Raw genomic sequence first — 19,048 nt, 5'->3', positions numbered from 1 at the left:
ACAACATGAAACAAGCAGCGACATTGATCCGTCTCCTGACCGCGGTGATTGCGATGTCGCCTGCCTGTGCAGGGCTGGCGCAGGCCGAAGAGCCGGCGCCAGCCCTGGCCATGGAACTCAACGGCCTCGAGAAATCCCAGGCCGGCTGCCGGCTCACCTTCGTCGTCACCAACGACCTCGGCAAGCCGCTCGACAAGGCAGCCTTCGAGATCGTCCTGTTCGACCAGAAGGGGCTGGTCGACCGTCTCAGCGTGCTCGATTTCAAGGCGCTGCCCGCCGGAAAGACCAAGGTACGCCAGTTCGACCTGCCCGGCGTCGACTGCCCGGCCGTCTCGCGCGTTCTGGTCGACGACGCCACGGCCTGTCAGGGCGACGACGTTGCCGCGAATGCCTGCATCGCCAATCTGAAAACCGAAACCAAGTCGCCGGTCGCATTCGGCAGCTGAACCCAACGTATCGGAGTAGCCCATCATGGACAGCAATTTTCTGGACGAGGCCCGTTCCATCATCGAGCTTGGCGGCCCCGTCGTCGTGATCCTGCTGATCCTGTCGGTCGTGGCCCTGGCGATCGTGCTTCTCAAGCTGGTCCAGTTCTGGCGCGAGCGCGTCGGCTTTCACGGCTCTGCGCGCAAGGCACTGCATCTGTGGATCCATGGCAGCTATGGCGACGCCCGCCATCTTGCCGATGCCGACCGCTCGGCCGTCGGCGAAGCGTTGGCAACCGCCATGCGCCTTTCAGTATCGCGCAACGTGCCCAAGGCCGTCATCGAGGACGAGGTCGGCCGGGTGTCCGTCGACCGTCTGCACAGTCTGCAGAGCGGCTTTCGCGCGCTCGACGCGATCGCCCAGATCGCACCGCTGCTCGGCCTTTTCGGCACGGTGCTCGGCATGATCGACGCTTTCCGTCAGTTGCAGGGTGCCGGCAGCGCCGTCGATCCGTCGATCCTGGCGGGCGGCATCTGGGTCGCGCTGCTGACGACAGCCACCGGCCTTGCCGTCGCCATGCCGGTCTCGCTGGTGCTCACCTGGTTCGAAACACGAGTCGAAAACGAACGCGTCGCCATCGAGACCATCACCACCAGCTTCCTGTCGCAAAGCGCGCTCGGCGACATCCGGGCGGCAGCCGGCGCCGAACGCGATGCTGCCCTGGCCGAGGTTGGAGGACGGGGTCATGCGCATTGAGGCGGTCGCCCGGCGGCGGCGTCCGGTCTCCGTTACCTCGCTGATCGACGTCATCTTTCTATTGCTGCTGTTTTTCATGCTCTCATCGACATTCACCAAGTTCGCCGAGGTCGAGATCACCGGTGGCCGCGCCGGCGCCAATGTTTCAGGCGAAGCCCCCGACATCATCGTGCGGGTCGGACAAGAGGGTTGGACCGTCAACGGCGTGAGCCTCGACGAGGACGGTGCGGTTGGGGAATTGCAGCGCCTGCACGACGCGGGTGCCGAAACGGCCGTCCTCCTGGTGCGTGGCGAGGAAATGACCTCGCAGATGCTGATCAGCGCCGTCGAGCGGGTGCGCCGCGAAACGGACCTCACGCTGTCGGTCGCGAGATAACTGCCATGCGTTTGCCCCGCCAAACCAAACGAGCGCCGCAGGAAAGCACGATCACGCTGATCAACGTGGTTTTCCTGATGCTCATCTTCTTCCTGATTGCCGGCTCGCTGACGCCGCCGCTGGACAAGGACGTGACCTTGATCTCGACCGCGGAGTCCGATCGGGCCGAGCCGCCCGAGGCGCTGTTCGTCACCAGCGACGGCGTGATGCGCACACGCGGCGAGGAAACGGACGCAGCCGGCTATGTCGCCCATGTCAGGCAGGAGCAGGCCCTGCTCGAAGACGATCCCGTCGCCGTCAAGCTGGCCGCGGACCGCGACCTGCCGGCAACGCGCCTGATCGAGATCGTGGGCGAACTGAAATCGGCCGGCGCCAACCGCGTCACCGTGGTCACCGAAAGGGGCAAGCCGTGAAACCGAAAGGCTGGCATTGGGCGGTAGCGATCGTCGTTTCCTGCATCGTGCATGCCGGAGCGGCAAGCTACCTTCTTGATGAAGACAAACCACTGACAATGACGGAGGGCGCCTCGGGCCTCGAAGTCGCGATGCTCGGCTCGTTCGAGGATGCGGTTTCGGCCGGCGAGCCTGTCGAGACGACCGAAACGCTTCCGCCCACCGAAACCGAGGTTCAGCCCGTCGAGCCGGTCAATCGGCCCGAGACGGCAGAACCGGCCAAGGCCGCCGAGGTCGAGCCCACGCCGTCCGAGCCGGCCGAGGTGACAGACGTCGCGCCGAGCGAGCCGACGACCGAAGCGCAGGTCCTGGTGCCGGTGACGCAGGTCGAGCCGGAAAAGGCGGACGAACCCGAAGAGGTGCAGCAGGCCGCGCTTGCGCCGGTGGAAACGGCCGAACCGGTCGAGGCGCAGCCCGAAACAACCGAGCCCGACCTGGCCATTCCCGATTCGGTGCCGACACCCACCGCCCGTCCCGAGCCGCCGGTCGAGCAGGCCGTGGTCAAGCCGGAGCGCGTCGAGCCGCGCCCGAAGAAGACCGAGGCGCCGAAGGCGAAGCGCTCGCAGCGCTCCTCCGGTTCGCGCGGCAAGCAGACCCAGGATACGCGGCGCGGCCAGGCCGACGGACAATCGCAGGCGCGTTCCGGTGCCAGTGGCCGCGGCCAGAGTGGAAGCGGCAGTGCCGCGGTCTCCAATTATCCCGGCAAGATCGTCTCCAAGCTCCGTCGGTCTCTGCGCTATCCCTCCGCGGCGCGGCGCAAGCGTGTTCAGGGCGAGGTCCACGTGCAATTCACGGTATCCGCCAATGGCGGTGTGCGCGGGATACGGGTCGTGCGGTCCTCGGGTTCGCCGGTCCTCGACAAGGCGGCCATCGACACGGTTCGCCGGGCCGCCCCCTTCCCGTCCATTCCCAGGGGGGCCGGCCGCGCAAGCTGGCCTTTCACCGTGCCCCTGGCCTTCAGGCGCTAGACCAAGAACGCCATACGGAAATCATCATGCTCGGTATGCTCAACCTGCACGCCCTCGCCCTTCATGACGGCGACGGCCTGCGCCCGGAACTGAAGAAATTGTTCGAAGACCGCACAAGGCCTACATTGCATGGCCCGAATGTGGTGGCCTTCGATGCAGACACCGCCACGCGGCTGTCCGGTCCGCCCGCGCCGAAGCAGGCGCCCGACGAACTGCCGGACGGCGTGGTGCGTTTTCCCGGCCGGGCAGGACGCAGCTATACCTAGCGCGCGTTCGCTTCAAACGTTTACGTTTGAAGCAAAGATATGCGCGCCAGATCAATATGTTGGAACATGTACCTTTCGCTCAAACGATTCCGTTTGAGCGGGACATGTTCTAACCTAATCCAAGGCAAGGCAACACAAAGGACGAACGTCATGTACATCGCCATGAACCGCTTCAAGGTGCAGAAGGGCTCCGAGGAGGCCTTCGAGAATGTCTGGAAGGGGCGCGATTCCAGCCTCTCCGAAATGAAGGGGTTCCGCACCTTTCATCTCTTGCGCGGGCCGGAGAACGAAGAGGAAGGCTACACGCTGTTCGCCTCCCATACCGTGTGGGAGAGCCACGACGACTTCGTCGCCTGGACGAAGTCCGAGCAGTTCCGCGCCGCCCACAAGAATGCCGGCAACAACAAGGTCCTCTATCTCGGCCACCCGCAATTCGAGGGCTTTACCGTCGTCCAGGGCGCCTGAAAACGTATGCACCCCCTTCCCCGAGCTCGGAGCCATGGGCGCAGGCGGACGACGCCTCGATCATCTATTCACTCGGCTGCGGCCAGCAGGCTCGCATTGCCGCCGGCGGCAGTCGTGTCGACGCACACGGCACGCTCATGGGCATAAGCCGCCGGATGGATCATTTCCGAAACAAGCGGCACGATCGGTCCGCTGCGCGCTGCGAGCGCCTGGCGGACTGATCGCAACGCATCGTCTCCAGCACATGAGGCGACGACATCGAGTTCGAGGCGCGACAGCGTGTCGGGCGCAACGCTCCCTTCCACGGCGTTGATCGGCAGGCCCTTGCCGAGCAGGGGCTGCACGGCCTGGGCCGCGCCGGACGCGACGGCCAGGACCGAATTGCCGGCCGCCAGCGCCTGAACGGCCTGGGCCAGGAGGCTTTCCGCATCGGGTCCAAGACAAAGCACGCGGCCGCGCGGATGAAGGTTGAGCGTATTGGCCTCGCCCGTCGGTCCGGGCAGGTCGACCGGGCCGAAATCGACCGCCGCCGCAGCCGTGATCGCCTCGGCGCCCTTGCCGCGCAGATGCTTGCGCAGCACCGCGATGCGGTCGCCGCGCGTCGCCCAGTCACCGCGCGCATTGTCCGGAAAATGGTCTGCCAGAACGGTCTGCGGCACCGCCTCGCCGGCCACACTCTGACGTGCCTCACCACTGGCCTTGCGGAAGCGGCGCAGATAATGCGGCCCGCCCGCCTTGGGGCCGGTCCCCGAAAGTCCCTCGCCGCCGAAGGGCTGCGACCCGACGATGGCGCCGATCTGGTTGCGATTGACATAGAGATTGCCGGCGTGAATGCCGTCGACGAAATGCTGCGCGCGTGCCTCGATCCTCGTGTGAAGGCCGAATGTCAGGCCGTAACCCTTTGCGTTGACCGCGGAAATGACGCGATCAATTTCGTCCGCCTCGAAACTCGCCACGTGCAGGACGGGCCCGAAGATCTCGCTCTCCAACTCGCCGATCCCCGTCAGGCGGAAGATGTGCGGCGCCACGAAGCGGCCGCCTTCGGGCGCCTCGAGCTTCGCCACCAGCCGGCCCTTCGCTTCCATCGTACGGCAATAGTCGAGGATCGCGGCCTGCGCCTCGTCGTCGATGACGGGGCCGACATCCGTCGACAGCTGCCACGGATCGCCGACCGTCAACGCCTCCATGGCGCCGCGCAGCATCTCCATGACCTTACGCTCGACGTCCTTCTGCACATAGAGCATGCGCAGTGCCGAGCAACGCTGACCGGCGCTCTGGAAGGCGGAGGCGAGGATGTCGCGCACCGCCTGTTCGGGCAGCGCGGTCGAATCGACGACCATCGCGTTGAGCCCCCCCGTCTCGGCGATCAGCATGGCGTCGGGCGCGGCACTCCTTGCAAGCTGGAGCTCGATCGAGCGGGCCACCTCCGTCGAGCCGGTGAAGCAGACCCCGGCGATCTTCGGATGCGCGACCAGCGGCGCGCCGACCGAGGGACCGTCGCCCGGCAGGATCTGCAGCACGTCGTCGGCAATTCCCGCCGCGTGCATCAGTTCGACGGCGCGCGCCGCGACGAGCGGCGTCTGCTCGGCCGGCTTGGCGATCACCGCATTGCCGGTGACGAGCGCGGCCGCGATCTGCCCGGTGAAGATCGCCAGCGGAAAATTCCACGGCGAAATGCAAGCAATCACCCCGCGCGCCTCGGTGCCGGCCTCGACCTTGGGCGCCTCAGCGGCGTAGTAGCGCAGGAAATCGACCGCCTCGCGCACTTCGGCCACGCCGTCGGCCAGCGTCTTGCCGGCCTCGCGCGCGCACAGCGAAAACAGTTCCTCGGCATGCCGCTCGTAAAGGTCGGCCGTCTGCAACAGCAAGGCGGCGCGCTCGGCGACCGGCGTCGCCGCCCATTGCGGCTGCGCCTTGACGCCCGCCTCGATCGCCGCTGCCACGGCGGCCTCGTCGGCCTCAGGGACATGGCCGACCACCTCATCGGTGCGGGCCGGATTGACGAGCGGCCGCTCCTTGCCGGCGCTGGAAGGCTGGCTGGGCCTGGCCCTGGCGCGGTCGCCCGTGGCGAATTCCGCCCGCGCCGCATCGATGGCTTCGACGGCCACGGGATCGGTCAGATCCCAGCCCCTGGCATTGCGCCGACGCGCGCCATAAAGGTCCAGCGGCGCGGGAATGGCCGGGTTGGCCGCCGGTCCCTGGCGGGCGACGGCATCAAAAGGATCGCGGGCAATCTCCTCCGGGCTCACCTCGTCGTCGACGATCTGGTGGACGAAGGAGGAATTGGCCCCGTTTTCGAGCAGCCGGCGCACCAGATAGGCCAGCAGATCGGAATGCGCGCCGACCGGCGCATAGATGCGGCAGCGCGTCGCTTCCGCCTTGCGCAGAGCCTCGTGCAGCGTCTCGCCCATGCCGTGCAGGCGCTGGAACTCGAAGGCGTCCTTGTCGTTCGTCATCGCCAGAATGGCCGATACGGTGTGCGCATTGTGGGTCGCGAACTGCGGATAGATGCGGTCGGTCATGCCGAGCAGCTTCTTGGCGCAGGCGATGTAGGAGACGTCGGTATTGGCCTTGCGGGTGAAAACCGGGTAACCGGCAAGCCCGAGCGTCTGCGCCCGCTTGATCTCGGTGTCCCAATAGGCGCCCTTGACCAGCCGCACCATTATGCGCCGGTCGAGCTTTTGGGCCAGCGCGTAAAGCCAGTCGATGGCGAAGGAGGCGCGCGGACCGTAGGCCTGCACGACGACGCCGAATCCATCCCATCCGGCCAGGCGCTCATCGGCCAGAACCGCCTCGATCACGTCGAGCGACAGGTCGAGCCGGTCGGCCTCCTCGGCATCGATGTTGAGCCCCATATGCGCCTTGCGGGCCGCCAGCGCCAGCGACAGAAGACGTTCGTGCATCACCGGCAGCATGGCTTCGCGCTGGGCAAATTCGTAGCGCGGATGAAGCGCCGACAGCTTGACCGAGATGCCGGGATTGCGGCGGATATCGTCACTGCCGGCCACACTCTTGAGCGCGCCGATCGCATCCGAATAGGCACGATGATAACGCAGCGCATCGCCGTCCGTGCGCGCCGCCTCGCCCAGCATGTCGTAGGAATAGAGATAGCCCTTGCGGGTATAGTCGCGACCGCGCTCGACGGCCTCTTTGATCGTACGGCCAAGCACGAACTGCTCGCCCATCTCGCGCATGGCAGCCGAGACGGCGGTGCGGATCACTGGCTCGCCGAGCCGGCGCACCATGCCGCGCAGCGTGCGCTCGATACCGCCCTCGCCTTCCTCCAGGACGCGGCCGGTCAGCACCAGCGCCCAGGTCGAGGCGTTGACGAAAATGGAGCTCGAACCGCCCGAATGCGCCGACCAGTCGTGCGGCGCGATCTTGTCACGGATCAAGTCGTCGACCGTTTCCGCATCGGGCACGCGCAACAGCGCCTCGGCCAGGCACATCAGCGCCACGCCTTCCTGCGTCGACAGCCCGTATTCGGACAGGAAGACCTCCATGAGCTGCGAATTGCCCGACTGGCGCACCTGCCGCACCAGTTCGGCGGCCCGGGCCGATATGGCCGAGCGGGTCTGCGCCGAAAGATCGGCCGCCTCGACCAACCGCTGCAGCGCCTTCTCCTCGTCGGGCAGATAGTTGGCGCGCATTGCGCCACGCAGTGATTCGAGCGTCTGCATCATGATCCCCTGGTCACGACATGAAGAATCAACCTTCGACCCTAATCTTGGCAAGAGACAAGGACCGCGGGGCACACTATCACCCGCCCGGCATGGTGTTCGGTCCAACATTGTTGTAGACGCAACTCAATGGTACCGATTGTCGAAGCGAGTCGGTCCAAATGGATCAGGGAGGAAGAAATGGCAGGCCAATTGGACCGCATTGACCGGAACATCCTGGCCGCGCTGACGCGCCAGGGCCGGCTCTCCATGGCCGAATTGTCGGCCAGGGTGGGCCTTTCGAAAACACCGGTGCAGGCCCGTGTCAAGAAACTGGAGCAGGAAGGCTACATCCGCGGCTATTCGGCCATCGTCGACCATGAACGCATGGGCCTCGGGCATATAGCGTTTGTCCAGGTCAAACTCTCCGACACACGCTCGACGGCGTTGGCGGCGTTCAACAAGGCGGTTCTCGGCGTGCCGGAAATCGAGCAGTGCCACATGATTGCGGCGAGTTTCGACTATCTGCTAAAGGTCAGGACCCGCGACATCGCCTCCTATCGGCGCGTACTGGGCGAGCATATCTCCGCCCTGCCCCATGTCGCGCAAACATCAACCTATGTGGCCATGGAAACGGTCAAGGACCGGTGAGACCGGCCGTATTCGAAGCGGCCGACCACGTCGGGGTCGCCTCGGCCGGATCGCCGGTGTAGATGCAACGCAACAATACGGGAGAACACTATGGCGCGATCGGGAATCGCCTCCATCGGCGAATGCATGCTGGAATTGTCGGGACAGGACGCCGATCTCTGGCGCATGGGCTTTGCCGGCGACACGTTCAATACCTTGTGGGCGATGCGCGCGTTGAGCGAGCCGACCGTCCCGGCGGACTATGTGTCGGCGTTCGGCGACGATCCCTTCTCGGCCAGGCAGATCACATTTTTCGCGGAAAGCGGCATCGGCATCGCCGAAAGCCCCCGCATTGCCGGCGCGCGGCCTGGCCTTTACGCCATCACGCTTGACGGCGCCGAGCGCTCCTTCACCTATTGGCGCAACGACGCCGCGGCGCGCCAACTGGCCGACGATCCCGATCGGCTCGCAAAAAGCCTTCAGGGCCGCCAACTCGTCTACTTCTCCGGCATCACGCTGGCCATCCTGAAACAGGCCGCCCGCAACACGCTCGTCGAGGCGATCGCCGCAGCCCGCAACGCTGGTGCGCGCATCGCCTTCGATCCGAACTACCGCCCGGCGCTCTGGGACACTCCGCAGGCGGCGCGCGCCGCGATCGGCGATGCCCTGGCCGTGACCGACATCGCCCTGCCGACCTTTCCCGACGAGCAGGCGCTCTACGGCGACGCTTCGCCGGATGCGACGGCGCACCGTCTGCAAGAGATCGGTGTCGCGGAGATCGTCGTGAAGGACGGGGCCGCTCCGGCCCTCGTCCTTGCCGAAGGCGTGGGCAAGAGCGTCGACGCCGTGGCCGTGGCGCAGCCCATCGACACGACCGGCGCCGGGGATTCCTTCAATGGCGGTTATCTGGCGGCGCGTCAGGCCGGCGACGGGCCGGAAGTGGCCGCCCGGCGCGCGCACAATGTGGCCGCGGCGGTCGTCCAGACCCGCGGCGCGCTCGCCCCGTTCGAAATGCTGCGCCAGGCCTTCGCGCTTTGAGCGCCCGGCACACCGACGACATGGAGATGCCATGAGCGTATTGGCCTATTTCGCGGCCGCATTGGCGGAGATCGCCGGCTGCTTCTCCTTCTGGGCCTGGCTGCGGCTCGACAGGTCGCCCTGGTGGCTGGTTCCCGGCATCGCCTCGCTCTGCCTCTTCGCCTATCTGCTGACGCTGGTCGACCTGCAGCATGCCGGGCGAACCTATGCCGCCTATGGCGGCGTCTATATCCTGTCCTCCCTCGCCTGGCTGTGGCTTGCCGAAGGCGTAAGGCCGGACCGCTGGGACAGCATCGGGGCCACGGTCTGCCTGATCGGCGCCGCCATCATCGTGTGGGCCCCGCGCGGCGGTTGAGATCAGCCGGCCACGCGCCGCATCGCACCAAGCCCCGCTTCAGAATCGGTTGAAGCAAAGATATGCACGCCAGATCAATATGCTGGAGCATGTACCTTTCGCTCAAACGATTCCGTTTGAGCGGGACATGCTCTTGCGCGCGTTCGCTTCAAACGGAACGTTTGAAGCAAAGATATGCGCGCCAGATCAATATGCTGGAGCATGTACCTTTCGCTCAAACGATTCCGTTTGAGCGGGACATGCTCTATGGCAGCGTGAACCTGTATTCCGTCGCTTGCCGATAGATTTCTCCCGGTCGCAGCACGGCTTGCGGGAAATATGGCCGGTTGGGCGAATCCGGCCAGAATTGCGGCTCGAGCGCGAAACCCGCATAAGCGTCGTAGGTGCGGCCTTCCAGGCCGCCGGGCACGCCGTCGAGCCCCTGCCCGGCATAGAATTGCAGTCCGGGCTCGCCCGTCCACACCTCCATTTCAAGACCCGAAACCGGGCCCTGCGCCCAGGCGGCGAGCTTGAGCGGACCTCGTGCCGCCGCCAGGCAGAAATTGTGGTCATAGGCGAACTGCCCGCCTTGCGTTTCGTGCCGGATCGGGCGCGAAAGCTCGAAATCGAACGGCGTGCCGGCGACGGGCTCGACCCGGCCGGTCGGAATGAGGTCCTCGTCCACTGGCAGGTAGGCCCCGGCCGGAACCATCAGCCGGTGGTCGAGCACGCCGCCCGCGCCGCCGTCTTCGAGGTTGAAATAGGAGTGATGCGCCAGGTTGCACAGGGTCGGCGCATCGCATGTGGCCGACAATTCGATCGCCAGCCGGCCCGGCTGACGCAACCGGTAGGTGCAGGAAATGTCGAGATTGCCCGGGAAACCCATGGCGCCGGCGGGATCGAGCAGCGTCAACGTGACGAAATCCTCGCCATGGTCGGCGAGCGTCCACAGGCGCTGGCTGGTGCCTTTCGCGCCGCCATGCAGCATGTGCCGCCCGAGAAAATTCTGATCGACCGAGAAGCGCTCGCCATCGATCGCGAAATGCCCGCCGCCAATGCGGTTGGCATAGCGCCCGACGATCGCGCCGAAATAGGGCGCGGGCTCCAGATAGCCGGCGAGTGCGTCGAAGCCGAGCACGAGCGGCGGCGCATGCCCGTCAAGCCGCAGGTCCTGAAGCACCGCGCCCCAGGTCAGGATCTTCGCCGAAAGTCCACCGCCGGCGATGGCGAGGCGGTGAACCGTCTCGCCCTCCGGCGTCGTGCCGAATACCTCAATTGCGGCCATCGTATTCCGCCCCGGTACGCCCGCTTACAATCCGAGCCCGCCGATGCAGACATATTTGGTGTCGAGATAATCCTCGATGCCCTGATGTCCGCCCTCGCGGCCGAGGCCGGATTCCTTCAAACCGCCGAAAGGCGCCTCGGGCGTCGTGATGAGACCTTCATTGACGCCGACCATTCCGTATTTCAGACCTTCCGTGACACGGAAGACGCGCCCGAGATCGCTCGAATAGAAGTAGCAGGCCAGGCCGAACTCGGTATCGTTGGCGAGCGCCACCGCTTCTTCTTCCGTCTCGAATCGGAAGACCGGCGCGACGGGCCCAAAAATCTCTTCCTTCATGAAACGCATCTCAGGTTTCGCCTCGGCGATCACCGTCGGCTCGAAGAAGGTTCCGCCCAGTTCGTGCCGCTTGCCGCCGGTCACCACCTTGCCGCCCTTTTCGGACGCATCGGCGATGAATTCCTCGACCTTTTCGACAGCCTTGTCGTCGATCAGCGGCCCTTGCTGAACGCCCTCATCGAGCCCTGGACCGATCTTCAGCTTGGCGGATGCATCGGCCAGCTTTTCCACGAACCTGTCATACACACCGGCCTGCACGAAGAAGCGGTTGGTGCACACGCAGGTCTGGCCGGAATTGCGGTATTTGGCGACCACAGCGCCTTCGACGGCGCGATCGATATCGGCGTCGTCGAAGACGAGGAACGGCGCGTTGCCGCCGAGCTCCATCGACACCTTCTTGACGGTGGAGGCCGACTTCCCGATCAGGAGCTTGCCGACCTCGGTCGACCCGGTGAAGGTGATCTTCTTGACCAGCGGATTGGCGCATATCTCGTCGCCGATCTCGCCGGCAGAACCGGTGACGATGTTGACGACCCCCTTGGGAATGCCGACCTCCTCGCACAGCGCGCCCCAGGCGAGCCCCGAATACGGCGTCTGGGAAGCGGGCTTGACGACCGCGGTGCAGCCCGCGGCAATCGCCGGACCGATCTTGCGCGACAACATGGAGGAGGGAAAGTTCCACGGCGTAATGGCGGCGATGACGCCCACCGGCTCCCGGGTTACCAGGATGCGGCGGTCGCCCCAAGGCGACGGCACGACGTCGCCATAGGCACGCCGCGCCTCCTCGGCGAACCACAGGACATAGGCCGCCGAAGACGCGATCTCGCCCTTCGCCTCGGTCAGTGATTTGCCCTGCTCCAGGGTCAGGAGTTCGGCCAGCGCATCCTGATTGTCCATGAGCGCGTCATGCAGCTTGCGCAGCATCTTGGAGCGCTCGAGCGCGGTCGTCTTGCAGAACGACGCAAACGCTTCGGCAGCCGCCTCGATGGCGCGCCGCGTCTCCGCCTTGCCGGATTTCGGAACGGTGCCGATCTTCAGGCCGGTTGCCGGATTGATCACATCGATCGTCGCGCCCGAATCGGCTTGCACCCATTCGCCGCCGATCAGATTGGCCTCGCGCATGAACTGGCTCGATTTCTGCAGCATGGGGACGTCTCCTGATGTTGCGGCCGTTCGCCGGCCGGCTGTTCCTGAATTCTTCCTGGCCGTCGCCAAGGCATAGCTTGGCGCCTTGGGGCTGGCAACCGCGCCGGCAGTTCCCCTGTGGCGCAGGAACCCGGCGCTCAGCCGAGGATATAGGGCAGCACGGTCACCCAGAAAGCGGTCGAAACCACGGCAAACCCGGTCGAAATGGTCATGGCGTTGGATGCCAGCGCCTGGCCGGTGCCGAACTGCGTGGCAATCAGGTAGGAATTGACGCCTGCCGGCAGGCCGGCCGCGACAACGGCGATCGTCGTCGCAAAAGGCGGCAGGCCGATGATCTGCGCCATGACAAGCGCGACGGCCGGCATCAGGAAGAGCTTCATGAGCGCCAGCACGACGCCGGCGCGCACATTGCCGGAGATCCCGTAGCTGACAAGGCTGAGTCCCATGGAAAACAGTGCCAGCGGCCCGGCGATATTGGCCAGCGCATCGATGAAACGCATGGCAAGGTGCGGCAGCTCAAGGCCCGTCATGCGCCATGCAAGGCCGCACACTATGCCGATGATGAGAGGGTTGGTGAACAGCCGCCGCAGGAAATCCTGCGCCAGCGCCGCCGGATCGACGCGCACTCCCCTTTGACGGCTGACGATCGAAAACATCACGATCGAAGCGATCATCATCGTCGGCAGATGCACCGATATGATGAGCGACAGCACATCGAAGCCTGCCTGGCCGAAGACGCCCAGCACCAGCGGGCTGCCGAGCAGGACGAGGTTGGAAAAGGCGGTCGACACCCCGCCAACCACGCCGGCACGTGCATCGCGCCCGAACAGTTTGATCGTGGTCCACTGGCCGCAGGCCCAGGCGACGAAGACGGCGGAGAAATAGGTCGCCCACAGCGACCAGGGCGCCGTACCGTGAAAATCGGCCCCGACCATTGTGCGAAACAGCAGCAGCGGCAGCGCCACACTGACGGCGAACTCCGACAGTGCCTCGCCCTGGAATGGCTTCAGATAACGCGTGCGGCCGGCCAGATAGCCGAGCGCCACGAGACCGAAGACGAAGAGAACTGTTTCGACAAGCGGAGACATGCGCTGTTGGGCTTAGCCGCCCGAAGCGCCGGCAACAAGTCACAGGCGCGAATAGCTGTTATGCCTCGGATTCACGGCAGCCCGAAAAGCCCGGGCAATGGCGCCGGCTGCAGGCGGATGGCGGCGCGTCGGCACATCGCCTTTGCTTCCCATACCATATCCCTATATCCAGATCGTCGAACAGGAGCCCGCATGTTTCGAATCATTGCCATTGTCGCCACGCTGTTGCTGGCCGTTCCCGCTTCGGCCACGGAGGCCGGCTGGGCGCTGTTGCGGCAGGGCGGCAAGGTCGTCCTTCTCAGCCACGCCCAGGCGCCGGGCGTTGGCGACCCGGCCAATTTCGACATCGAGAAATGCGGCACACAGCGCAACCTCTCGGAGCGCGGCAGGCTGCAGGCGCGGCGCATCGGGGCGCTGTTCGCCGCGCGCGCGGCTCCGATCGACAAGATCCTTTCGAGCCGCTACTGCCGATGTCTCGACACAGCCCGCCAGGCTTTCGGCGACCGGCTTCTGGAGCCCTTGCCGGCGCTGGACTCCATCGAGGGCAAGGATGCCGACCCCGAGGCCCAGAAGGCCGAGGTTGTGGACCTGATCCATGACTATTCTGGCAGCGGCAATCTCATCCTGGTTACGCATCAGGCCAACATCACCGCCCTGACCGGCGTCAAGCCGCGCCCGGGAGAGGCGGTGATCGTCGCCCCGACGGAGAACGGCGTAGCCGTCAGCGGACGCATCATCTTCAATTGATCCGCATGCGATCAATGTGAGGCCAGGAATTCCTCGGTCTCGCGCCGATCCGGCGTGCCCAGGCGTCCACCGAATCGGGTGCATTTGATCGCCGCGACGGCATTGGCGAAGCGCATTGCCGCTGCTTCGCCGCGTCCCTCCGCCATGGCGAGCGTGAAGGCGCCGTGCCAGACATCCCCCGCCCCGAGGCTGTCGACCACCTCGACCGGGAAGGAAGGGACGTGGCGCAGCGCGTCACCCTCCAGGTAGAAGGCACCTTTGGCCCCGTCCGTATAGGCGACCCAGGCGCTCGTGCGTGCTCGGGCGCGGCGCAACCCTTCATGCGGATCGTCGACGCCGCAAAACGTTCGCAGCCCGGCGGCGGAAAAGGCGATATGGCTGGCAAGCGCGACGGCGTCCTCGGCTTCATGGACGGACGGTTCGGCATCGAGAATGCCCGCCACGCCGCGCGCGCGGGCCGCCTGCATGGCCACCGCCGCCCCTTGCGGCCAGCGTGTGTCGGCCAAGGCGGCATCGAAATGGTCGGGCAGGCTTTCGGCCAGCCATTGCGCGTCGAAGCTCAGACCCATGTCACGAAAGTTGACGATCTGACGCTCGCCTTCGGCGTCGACATAGACCGAAGAAAAGGAGGACCGCCCGTCTTCAAGGCGCCTGACCAACGCGCAGTCGACGCCTTCCCGATCGAGCCCCGAGGCGATGAGGTCGCCGATTTCGTCGCGTCCCAGGCGCGCCGCCAGCATGGCACGGCCGCCAAGCCGCGCGACCGCGACCGCCGCATTGGCCGCGCAGCCCCCGCCGACGATGGCGGCGTCTTTTGCGCGCAGCTTTTCCGCCGTTCGGGGAAATGCATCCACCGACATGACGAAATCGATCACGGCGACACCGACGGCGAGGACGGTTTTCATGCCTCAGAGTGTTCAAATATGCTGGCCGCTGCAAGCCGGCGGTTCTGTTCGGGCAGCCATGCGCCATATTCCCGCCGCAAGCATCGAGAATTAAGTCGCCGCCTGTTGCCGTTTCCCCGGCAATCTCCTATTTGCTGGGCGATACTGCTTCGCCCCTTTTCCTTGCAGCAAAAACCGACTAGACACCGCCGACCAACCGATTTTGACGTTTCCAGGGAACAAAGACGTGTCCAGCACATTTGACAAGGTCGCCGATATTATCGCCGATACGAGCGAAATCGAGCGCGAGACGATCACGCCCGAAAGCCACACCATCGATGATCTTGGCATCGACAGCCTCGACTTTCTCGACATCGTGTTCGCCGTCGACAAGGAATTCGGCATCAAGATTCCGCTCGAGAAGTGGACACAGGAAGTAAATGACGGCAAGGCTTCGACGGAGGAATACTTCGTGATGAAGAATCTGTGCGCCAAGATCGACGATCTCATCGCCGCCAAGACTGCCTGAGTCTCCAACTGCGTGCGCCCTTCAACCCTCACATGAGCCGGGAATGACAGAAAAAGACGTCGTCATAACCGGAATCGGTATCGTCTCGTCGCTCGGCGAAGGGCCCGAGGCGCATTGGCGGGCCCTGTCGGGCCACCCTCTCCATCCCGTCATCGACAGTGAGCGGTTCAAGCCCTACACGGTCCACCCGCTGCCGCCCATCGAGTGGAGCCAGCAGATCCCCAAGCGCGGCGACCAGCGGCAGATGGAGGTCTGGCAGCGTCTCGGCACCTATTGTGCCGGTCTGGCGCTCGACGATGCAGGGATGAAGGGTGACGAGGCGCAGTGCACCACCATGGACATGGTCGTTGCCGCCGGCGGCGGTGAGCGCGACCAGGAGGTCGACACGACGATCCTCGAGGCGTCCCTGACGCGCAACGACCGCGAGATCCTGCTCAACGAGAAGCTGACGACGGAGCTTCGCCCGACCCTGTTTCTTGCCCAGCTTTCGAACCTGCTGGCCGGCAACATTTCCATCGTCCACAAGGTAACGGGTTCCTCGCGCACCTTCATGGGCGAGGAAGGATCCGGCGTATCGGCGGTCGAGACGGCAGTGGCGCGCATCCGGTCCGGACAGTCCTCGCACCTTCTCGTTGGCGCGGCGTTCCAGACCGAGCATCCCGATCATCTGCTGGCCTATGAACTGGCCGGCAAGCTGCATCGCGGGTCGTGGAAACCGGTCTGGTCACGCCAGGGAGCCGAGGGCGGCGGCATGGTCAGCGGCTCGGGCGGCGCCTTCCTGGTGCTGGAATCGCGTGCCCATGCCGAAGCGCGCGGCGCCACCATCTATGCGATGATCGACAAGGTTTCCTCCGCGCGCAGCCGGCGCGGCGCGGAAGACCTGGATCAGAAGATCGGCGCGCTCATCGATGGCACGCTGGGACGCGACACGGCGGCGCTCGCGATCTCCGGTGCATCGGGCGCGCACGAGGCGACGGCGGCCGAAAAGGCGGCCATCGACCGGCGCGGGCATCTGACGCCGCGCGGCTTTGCCACGATGACCGGGCATCTCAAGGAAGCGCAGTTTCCCTTTGGCGTTGCGCTCGCCGCGCTGGCAATCAAGAATGAGGCGGCCTATCCGCCCTTCGACAGCGATGAAAAGCCATTCGACGGCCACGTCGATACGGTGCTGGCAACGGCTGTCGGACACGAGCGATTCGAGGGCGCGGCACGCGTTACCAAGGCCTGATCGAGGCCGACGGAGTTGGCGATGAGCAAGCACACCGACAAGTTTGGCAGACCCGTGGTCGTGGTCACGGGCATGGGTGTCGTAACCTCTCTGGGCGTCGGCAAGAAGGACAATTGGGCGGCACTGACCTCGGGCACGTCCGGCATCACGCCGATCTCGCGCTTTCCGACCGATCTTTTGAGCACCCGCATTGCCGGCACGGTCGATTTCCTCAAATCGAGCGGCAAGGGCGCGATGTACCTGACCTATGAGCTCGCCGAGACGGCAGCGCTCGAGGCCCTGGCCGAGGCCGGCGCCAATGGCGATTTCGGCGGTCCGCTGTTTCTCGCAGCCCCTCCCGTGGAAATCGACTGGCACCAGCGTTTCGCGCTCTACAATCGAAAAGCCGAGGGCGTCGGCTACGACCGCCTGCTCGACGTCGCCCGAAAGCACCCTTCGCGCCCGGTTTATGATTCAACCCAGTTCGCCACGATCGCCGACCAGCTGGCCGACCGTTTCGGCACGACTGGCATGCCGATCACTTTGTCGACGGCCTGCGCCTCCGGCACAACGGCCATTCAGCTTGGCGTCGAAGCGATCCGGCGCGGCGAATGCGACAAGGCGTTGGCCATCGGCACCGACGGTTCGGCCACCGCCGAGGCACTGATCCGCTTTTCTCTCCTGTCGGCCCTGTCGACGCAGAACGATCCGGCGCAAAAGGCCTCAAAGCCCTTTTCGCGCGATCGCGACGGGTTCGTGCTGGCCGAAGGCTCCGCCGCCCTGGTGCTTGAATCGCTGGACAACGCCCTCGCCCGCGGCGCCGAAATCCTCGGCGTGATGCGCGGATGCGGCGAAAAGGCCGATGATTTCCACCGCACCCGTTCCAAGCCGGATGGCTCGCCCGCCATTGCGACCGTGCAGGCGGCACTTTCGGATGCCGGCATGGACGAAAGCGGCATCGACTACATCAATGCGCACGGCACCTCGACGCCGGAGAACGACAAGATGGAGCACCTGTCGCTGTCGACCGTCTTCGGCGAGCGGATGCGCGACATCCCGATCTCGTCGAACAAGTCGATGATCGGTCATACATTGTCGGCCGCCGGTGCGATCGAGGCCGCATTCTCGCTGATGACGATGCGTGAGGGCGTCATTCCGCCGACCATCAATTACGACAACCCCGATCCGGCGATCGAGCTCGACGTTGTGCCGAACGAGAGCCGGTCGGCCGATGTCTCCAGCGTATTGTCGAATTCCTTCGGCTTCGGCGGCCAGAACGCCTGCCTTGTCATGGCGCGCGAACCGGAATGACAATGGGGCAAACGGCGAATAGGGAGTAGCGAACGGCGCTGCCCCCGTCGCAATATGCTATTTGCTGTTTGCTGTCCCCTATAGCTATCCAGATTCATGAAAGTCGTACTCATGCGCGCATTGCAACTCGTCGAGGACCGCAAGATCGAAACGATCGATCTGCCGCCGCCGCCGCTGCCGGGACTGGGCGAGGTGACCGTCGACATCAATGCGGTGGCACTCAACCATATCGACGTGTGGGGCTGGCGCGGCATGGCATTTGCCAAGCGCAAGATGCCGCTGGTCATCGGTGCGGAAGCCGCCGGCACCGTGTCGGCCGTTGGCCCCGGCGTCGCCCATCTGCAGCCCGGCCAGCTCGTATCCATCTACGGTGCGCGCACCTGCGGGCTTTGCCGCGCCTGCCGCGAGGGCCGCGACAATCTGTGCGAACATGTCTCGGGCGTGCACGGCTTCCATCTCGACGGTTTTGCGCAAGAGAAGATCAACCTGCCGGCGAGGCTCCTGGTGCCCGCCCCGCCCGGAGTCTCAGAGGTCGGCGCGGCGCTCGCCCCGGTCACCTTCGGCACGGTCGAGCACATGCTGTTCGACAATGCCAGGCTCGAGCCCGGCGAGACCATTCTCGTGCATGCCGGCGGCTCCGGCATCGGCACCGCCGCCATACAGCTCGCCAAGAAAATGGGCTGCACCGTCATCACCACGGTCGGCTCCGACGACAAGATCGATAAGGCCAAGGCGCTGGGTGCCGATCACGTCATCAACTACCGCGAGGACCGGTTCGAAGGCGTGGTGCGCAAGCTGACCAAGAAAAAGGGCGTCGATGTCGTCTTCGAACATGTCGGCGCCGACACATGGGCCGGCTCCATGCTCAGCCTCAAGCGCGGCGGCCGCCTGGTCACCTGCGGATCGACCTCCGGCGTCTCCACCCAGATCAACCTGATGCAACTCTTCCAGCAGCAGTTGAAGCTGTTCGGCTCCTTCGGCTGCCGCATGGAAAACATGGCCGACGCCATGCAGAAGATGGCCGCGGGCCTCGTCCATCCCGTGATCGACACCGAGGTCGGGTTCGACGATATCGGCGAAGCGCTGAAACGCATGGAAGGCCGTGCCGTATTCGGCAAGATCATCCTGCGCGTGGGGTGACCGGC

General features: G+C 65.2%; 20 protein-coding genes. 15 read left to right on the top strand and 5 right to left on the bottom strand.

All coding sequences use genetic code 11. The annotated features are described in order from the left end of the window. The first annotated feature begins 5 nt into the window (after window positions 1-5). The 7 genes from GM909_RS09750 to GM909_RS09720 all read left to right on the top strand — a co-directional run bounded on the left by GM909_RS09750 (window position 6) and on the right by GM909_RS09720 (window position 3,709). Window positions 6-446: a hypothetical protein gene (locus GM909_RS09750; RefSeq protein ID WP_157016194.1), complete on the top strand. Its 441-nt coding sequence runs from the start codon at window positions 6-8 to the stop codon at window positions 444-446. Window positions 447-471: 25 nt separating this feature from the next. Continuing rightward, window positions 472-1,182, top strand: a complete 711-nt coding sequence (locus tag GM909_RS09745; RefSeq protein ID WP_157016193.1) for a MotA/TolQ/ExbB proton channel family protein — start codon at window positions 472-474, stop codon at window positions 1,180-1,182. Further along, a complete protein-coding gene (locus GM909_RS09740) occupies window positions 1,172-1,558 on the top strand; it encodes a biopolymer transporter ExbD (protein WP_157016192.1) in 387 nt (128 codons plus the stop codon). Before GM909_RS09745 ends, GM909_RS09740 begins: the two co-directional genes overlap by 11 nt. Window positions 1,559-1,563: 5 nt before the next feature. Further along, window positions 1,564-1,971, top strand: a complete 408-nt coding sequence (locus GM909_RS09735; protein WP_157016191.1) for an ExbD/TolR family protein — start codon at window positions 1,564-1,566, stop codon at window positions 1,969-1,971. Next, window positions 1,968-2,978, top strand: a complete 1,011-nt coding sequence (locus GM909_RS09730; protein WP_157016190.1) for an energy transducer TonB family protein — start codon at window positions 1,968-1,970, stop codon at window positions 2,976-2,978. Before GM909_RS09735 ends, GM909_RS09730 begins: the two co-directional genes overlap by 4 nt. A 26-nt stretch (window positions 2,979-3,004) precedes the next feature. Then, window positions 3,005-3,244, top strand: coding sequence for a hypothetical protein (locus tag GM909_RS09725; RefSeq protein WP_157016189.1), 240 nt, complete (start codon window positions 3,005-3,007; stop codon window positions 3,242-3,244). A gap of 150 nt (window positions 3,245-3,394) precedes the next feature. Next, window positions 3,395-3,709: an antibiotic biosynthesis monooxygenase family protein gene (locus GM909_RS09720; RefSeq protein WP_157016188.1), complete on the top strand. Its 315-nt coding sequence runs from the start codon at window positions 3,395-3,397 to the stop codon at window positions 3,707-3,709. A gap of 68 nt (window positions 3,710-3,777) precedes the next feature. On the opposite strand, the gene putA is transcribed toward GM909_RS09720, so the two are convergent. Beyond that, on the bottom strand, window positions 3,778-7,389 hold the full coding sequence (gene putA / locus GM909_RS09715) for a bifunctional proline dehydrogenase/L-glutamate gamma-semialdehyde dehydrogenase PutA (protein ID WP_157016187.1): 3,612 nt from the start codon (window positions 7,387-7,389) through the stop codon (window positions 3,778-3,780). 180 nt (window positions 7,390-7,569) lie between these two features. Here putA and GM909_RS09710 point away from each other — a divergent pair, with 180 nt between their 5' ends. The 3 genes from GM909_RS09710 (at window position 7,570) to GM909_RS09700 (ending at window position 9,391) form a co-directional block, all read left to right on the top strand. Then, window positions 7,570-8,019 carry an Lrp/AsnC family transcriptional regulator gene (locus tag GM909_RS09710; protein ID WP_157016186.1) on the top strand — a complete coding sequence of 150 codons (450 nt, stop codon included), beginning with the start codon at window positions 7,570-7,572 and terminating at the stop codon, window positions 8,017-8,019. A gap of 90 nt (window positions 8,020-8,109) precedes the next feature. Then, the gene (locus tag GM909_RS09705) at window positions 8,110-9,036 is read left to right on the top strand and encodes a sugar kinase (RefSeq protein ID WP_157016185.1); all 927 of its coding nucleotides are present in this window, start codon (window positions 8,110-8,112) and stop codon (window positions 9,034-9,036) included. A 31-nt stretch (window positions 9,037-9,067) separates the two neighbouring features. Then, entirely contained in the window at window positions 9,068-9,391 is a 324-nt protein-coding gene (locus GM909_RS09700; protein WP_157016184.1) for a YnfA family protein, read from the top strand. 244 nt (window positions 9,392-9,635) lie between these two features. Here the strand turns inward: GM909_RS09700 and GM909_RS09695 are convergent, their stop codons facing one another. The 3 genes from GM909_RS09695 to GM909_RS09685 form a co-directional block, all read right to left on the bottom strand. Then, window positions 9,636-10,655 carry an aldose epimerase family protein gene (locus GM909_RS09695; RefSeq protein WP_157016183.1) on the bottom strand — a complete coding sequence of 340 codons (1,020 nt, stop codon included), beginning with the start codon at window positions 10,653-10,655 and terminating at the stop codon, window positions 9,636-9,638. A gap of 24 nt (window positions 10,656-10,679) precedes the next feature. Further along, on the bottom strand, window positions 10,680-12,137 hold the full coding sequence (locus tag GM909_RS09690) for an NAD-dependent succinate-semialdehyde dehydrogenase (protein ID WP_157016182.1): 1,458 nt from the start codon (window positions 12,135-12,137) through the stop codon (window positions 10,680-10,682). A 137-nt stretch (window positions 12,138-12,274) separates the two neighbouring features. Further along, window positions 12,275-13,225 (bottom strand): AEC family transporter, encoded by a 951-nt coding sequence (locus GM909_RS09685; RefSeq protein WP_157016181.1) that lies wholly within the window; start codon window positions 13,223-13,225, stop codon window positions 12,275-12,277. A 192-nt stretch (window positions 13,226-13,417) separates the two neighbouring features. Here GM909_RS09685 and GM909_RS09680 point away from each other — a divergent pair, with 192 nt between their 5' ends. Further along, a complete protein-coding gene (locus GM909_RS09680) occupies window positions 13,418-13,972 on the top strand; it encodes a histidine phosphatase family protein (protein ID WP_157016180.1) in 555 nt (184 codons plus the stop codon). A gap of 11 nt (window positions 13,973-13,983) precedes the next feature. Here the strand turns inward: GM909_RS09680 and GM909_RS09675 are convergent, their stop codons facing one another. After that, complete coding sequence (locus GM909_RS09675) at window positions 13,984-14,877, bottom strand: PfkB family carbohydrate kinase (protein ID WP_157016179.1); 894 nt, start codon at window positions 14,875-14,877, stop codon at window positions 13,984-13,986. Between the two features lie 226 nt (window positions 14,878-15,103). Here GM909_RS09675 and GM909_RS09670 point away from each other — a divergent pair, with 226 nt between their 5' ends. From GM909_RS09670 to GM909_RS09655, 4 genes are all read left to right on the top strand, one after another. After that, window positions 15,104-15,385 carry an acyl carrier protein gene (locus GM909_RS09670; protein ID WP_157016178.1) on the top strand — a complete coding sequence of 94 codons (282 nt, stop codon included), beginning with the start codon at window positions 15,104-15,106 and terminating at the stop codon, window positions 15,383-15,385. Window positions 15,386-15,428: 43 nt separating this feature from the next. Then, window positions 15,429-16,613, top strand: a complete 1,185-nt coding sequence (locus GM909_RS09665) for a beta-ketoacyl-ACP synthase (protein WP_157016177.1) — start codon at window positions 15,429-15,431, stop codon at window positions 16,611-16,613. 21 nt (window positions 16,614-16,634) lie between these two features. After that, complete coding sequence (locus GM909_RS09660) at window positions 16,635-17,903, top strand: beta-ketoacyl-ACP synthase (protein ID WP_157016176.1); 1,269 nt, start codon at window positions 16,635-16,637, stop codon at window positions 17,901-17,903. A 111-nt stretch (window positions 17,904-18,014) separates the two neighbouring features. Further along, the gene (locus GM909_RS09655) at window positions 18,015-19,043 is read left to right on the top strand and encodes a zinc-binding dehydrogenase (RefSeq protein WP_157016283.1); all 1,029 of its coding nucleotides are present in this window, start codon (window positions 18,015-18,017) and stop codon (window positions 19,041-19,043) included. Window positions 19,044-19,048 lie beyond the last annotated feature (5 nt).

This window comes from Mesorhizobium xinjiangense, assembly GCF_009749525.1.
Classification (GTDB): Bacteria; Pseudomonadota; Alphaproteobacteria; order Rhizobiales; family Rhizobiaceae; genus Mangrovimarina; species Mangrovimarina xinjiangensis.
The sequence above is the reverse complement of the archived record's forward strand: the minus strand, read 5'-3'. Positions and strand labels throughout refer to the sequence as shown.

What these genes read in the sequence shown, in the direction of transcription:
- GM909_RS09750 (WP_157016194.1), top strand. Translation starts at nt 6, where the DNA reads ATGAAACAAGCAGCGACATTGATCCGTCTCCTGACCGCGGTGATTGCG.
- GM909_RS09745 (WP_157016193.1), top strand. Translation starts at nt 472, where the DNA reads ATGGACAGCAATTTTCTGGACGAGGCCCGTTCCATCATCGAGCTTGGC.
- GM909_RS09740 (WP_157016192.1), top strand. Translation starts at nt 1,172, where the DNA reads ATGCGCATTGAGGCGGTCGCCCGGCGGCGGCGTCCGGTCTCCGTTACC.
- GM909_RS09735 (WP_157016191.1), top strand. Translation starts at nt 1,564, where the DNA reads ATGCGTTTGCCCCGCCAAACCAAACGAGCGCCGCAGGAAAGCACGATC.
- GM909_RS09725 (WP_157016189.1), top strand. Translation starts at nt 3,005, where the DNA reads ATGCTCGGTATGCTCAACCTGCACGCCCTCGCCCTTCATGACGGCGAC.
- GM909_RS09720 (WP_157016188.1), top strand. Translation starts at nt 3,395, where the DNA reads ATGTACATCGCCATGAACCGCTTCAAGGTGCAGAAGGGCTCCGAGGAG.
- putA (WP_157016187.1), bottom strand. Translation starts at nt 7,389, where the DNA reads ATGCAGACGCTCGAATCACTGCGTGGCGCAATGCGCGCCAACTATCTG.
- GM909_RS09710 (WP_157016186.1), top strand. Translation starts at nt 7,570, where the DNA reads ATGGCAGGCCAATTGGACCGCATTGACCGGAACATCCTGGCCGCGCTG.
- GM909_RS09705 (WP_157016185.1), top strand. Translation starts at nt 8,110, where the DNA reads ATGGCGCGATCGGGAATCGCCTCCATCGGCGAATGCATGCTGGAATTG.
- GM909_RS09700 (WP_157016184.1), top strand. Translation starts at nt 9,068, where the DNA reads ATGAGCGTATTGGCCTATTTCGCGGCCGCATTGGCGGAGATCGCCGGC.
- GM909_RS09695 (WP_157016183.1), bottom strand. Translation starts at nt 10,655, where the DNA reads ATGGCCGCAATTGAGGTATTCGGCACGACGCCGGAGGGCGAGACGGTT.
- GM909_RS09690 (WP_157016182.1), bottom strand. Translation starts at nt 12,137, where the DNA reads ATGCTGCAGAAATCGAGCCAGTTCATGCGCGAGGCCAATCTGATCGGC.
- GM909_RS09685 (WP_157016181.1), bottom strand. Translation starts at nt 13,225, where the DNA reads ATGTCTCCGCTTGTCGAAACAGTTCTCTTCGTCTTCGGTCTCGTGGCG.
- GM909_RS09680 (WP_157016180.1), top strand. Translation starts at nt 13,418, where the DNA reads ATGTTTCGAATCATTGCCATTGTCGCCACGCTGTTGCTGGCCGTTCCC.
- GM909_RS09675 (WP_157016179.1), bottom strand. Translation starts at nt 14,877, where the DNA reads ATGAAAACCGTCCTCGCCGTCGGTGTCGCCGTGATCGATTTCGTCATG.
- GM909_RS09665 (WP_157016177.1), top strand. Translation starts at nt 15,429, where the DNA reads ATGACAGAAAAAGACGTCGTCATAACCGGAATCGGTATCGTCTCGTCG.
- GM909_RS09660 (WP_157016176.1), top strand. Translation starts at nt 16,635, where the DNA reads ATGAGCAAGCACACCGACAAGTTTGGCAGACCCGTGGTCGTGGTCACG.
- GM909_RS09655 (WP_157016283.1), top strand. Translation starts at nt 18,015, where the DNA reads ATGCGCGCATTGCAACTCGTCGAGGACCGCAAGATCGAAACGATCGAT.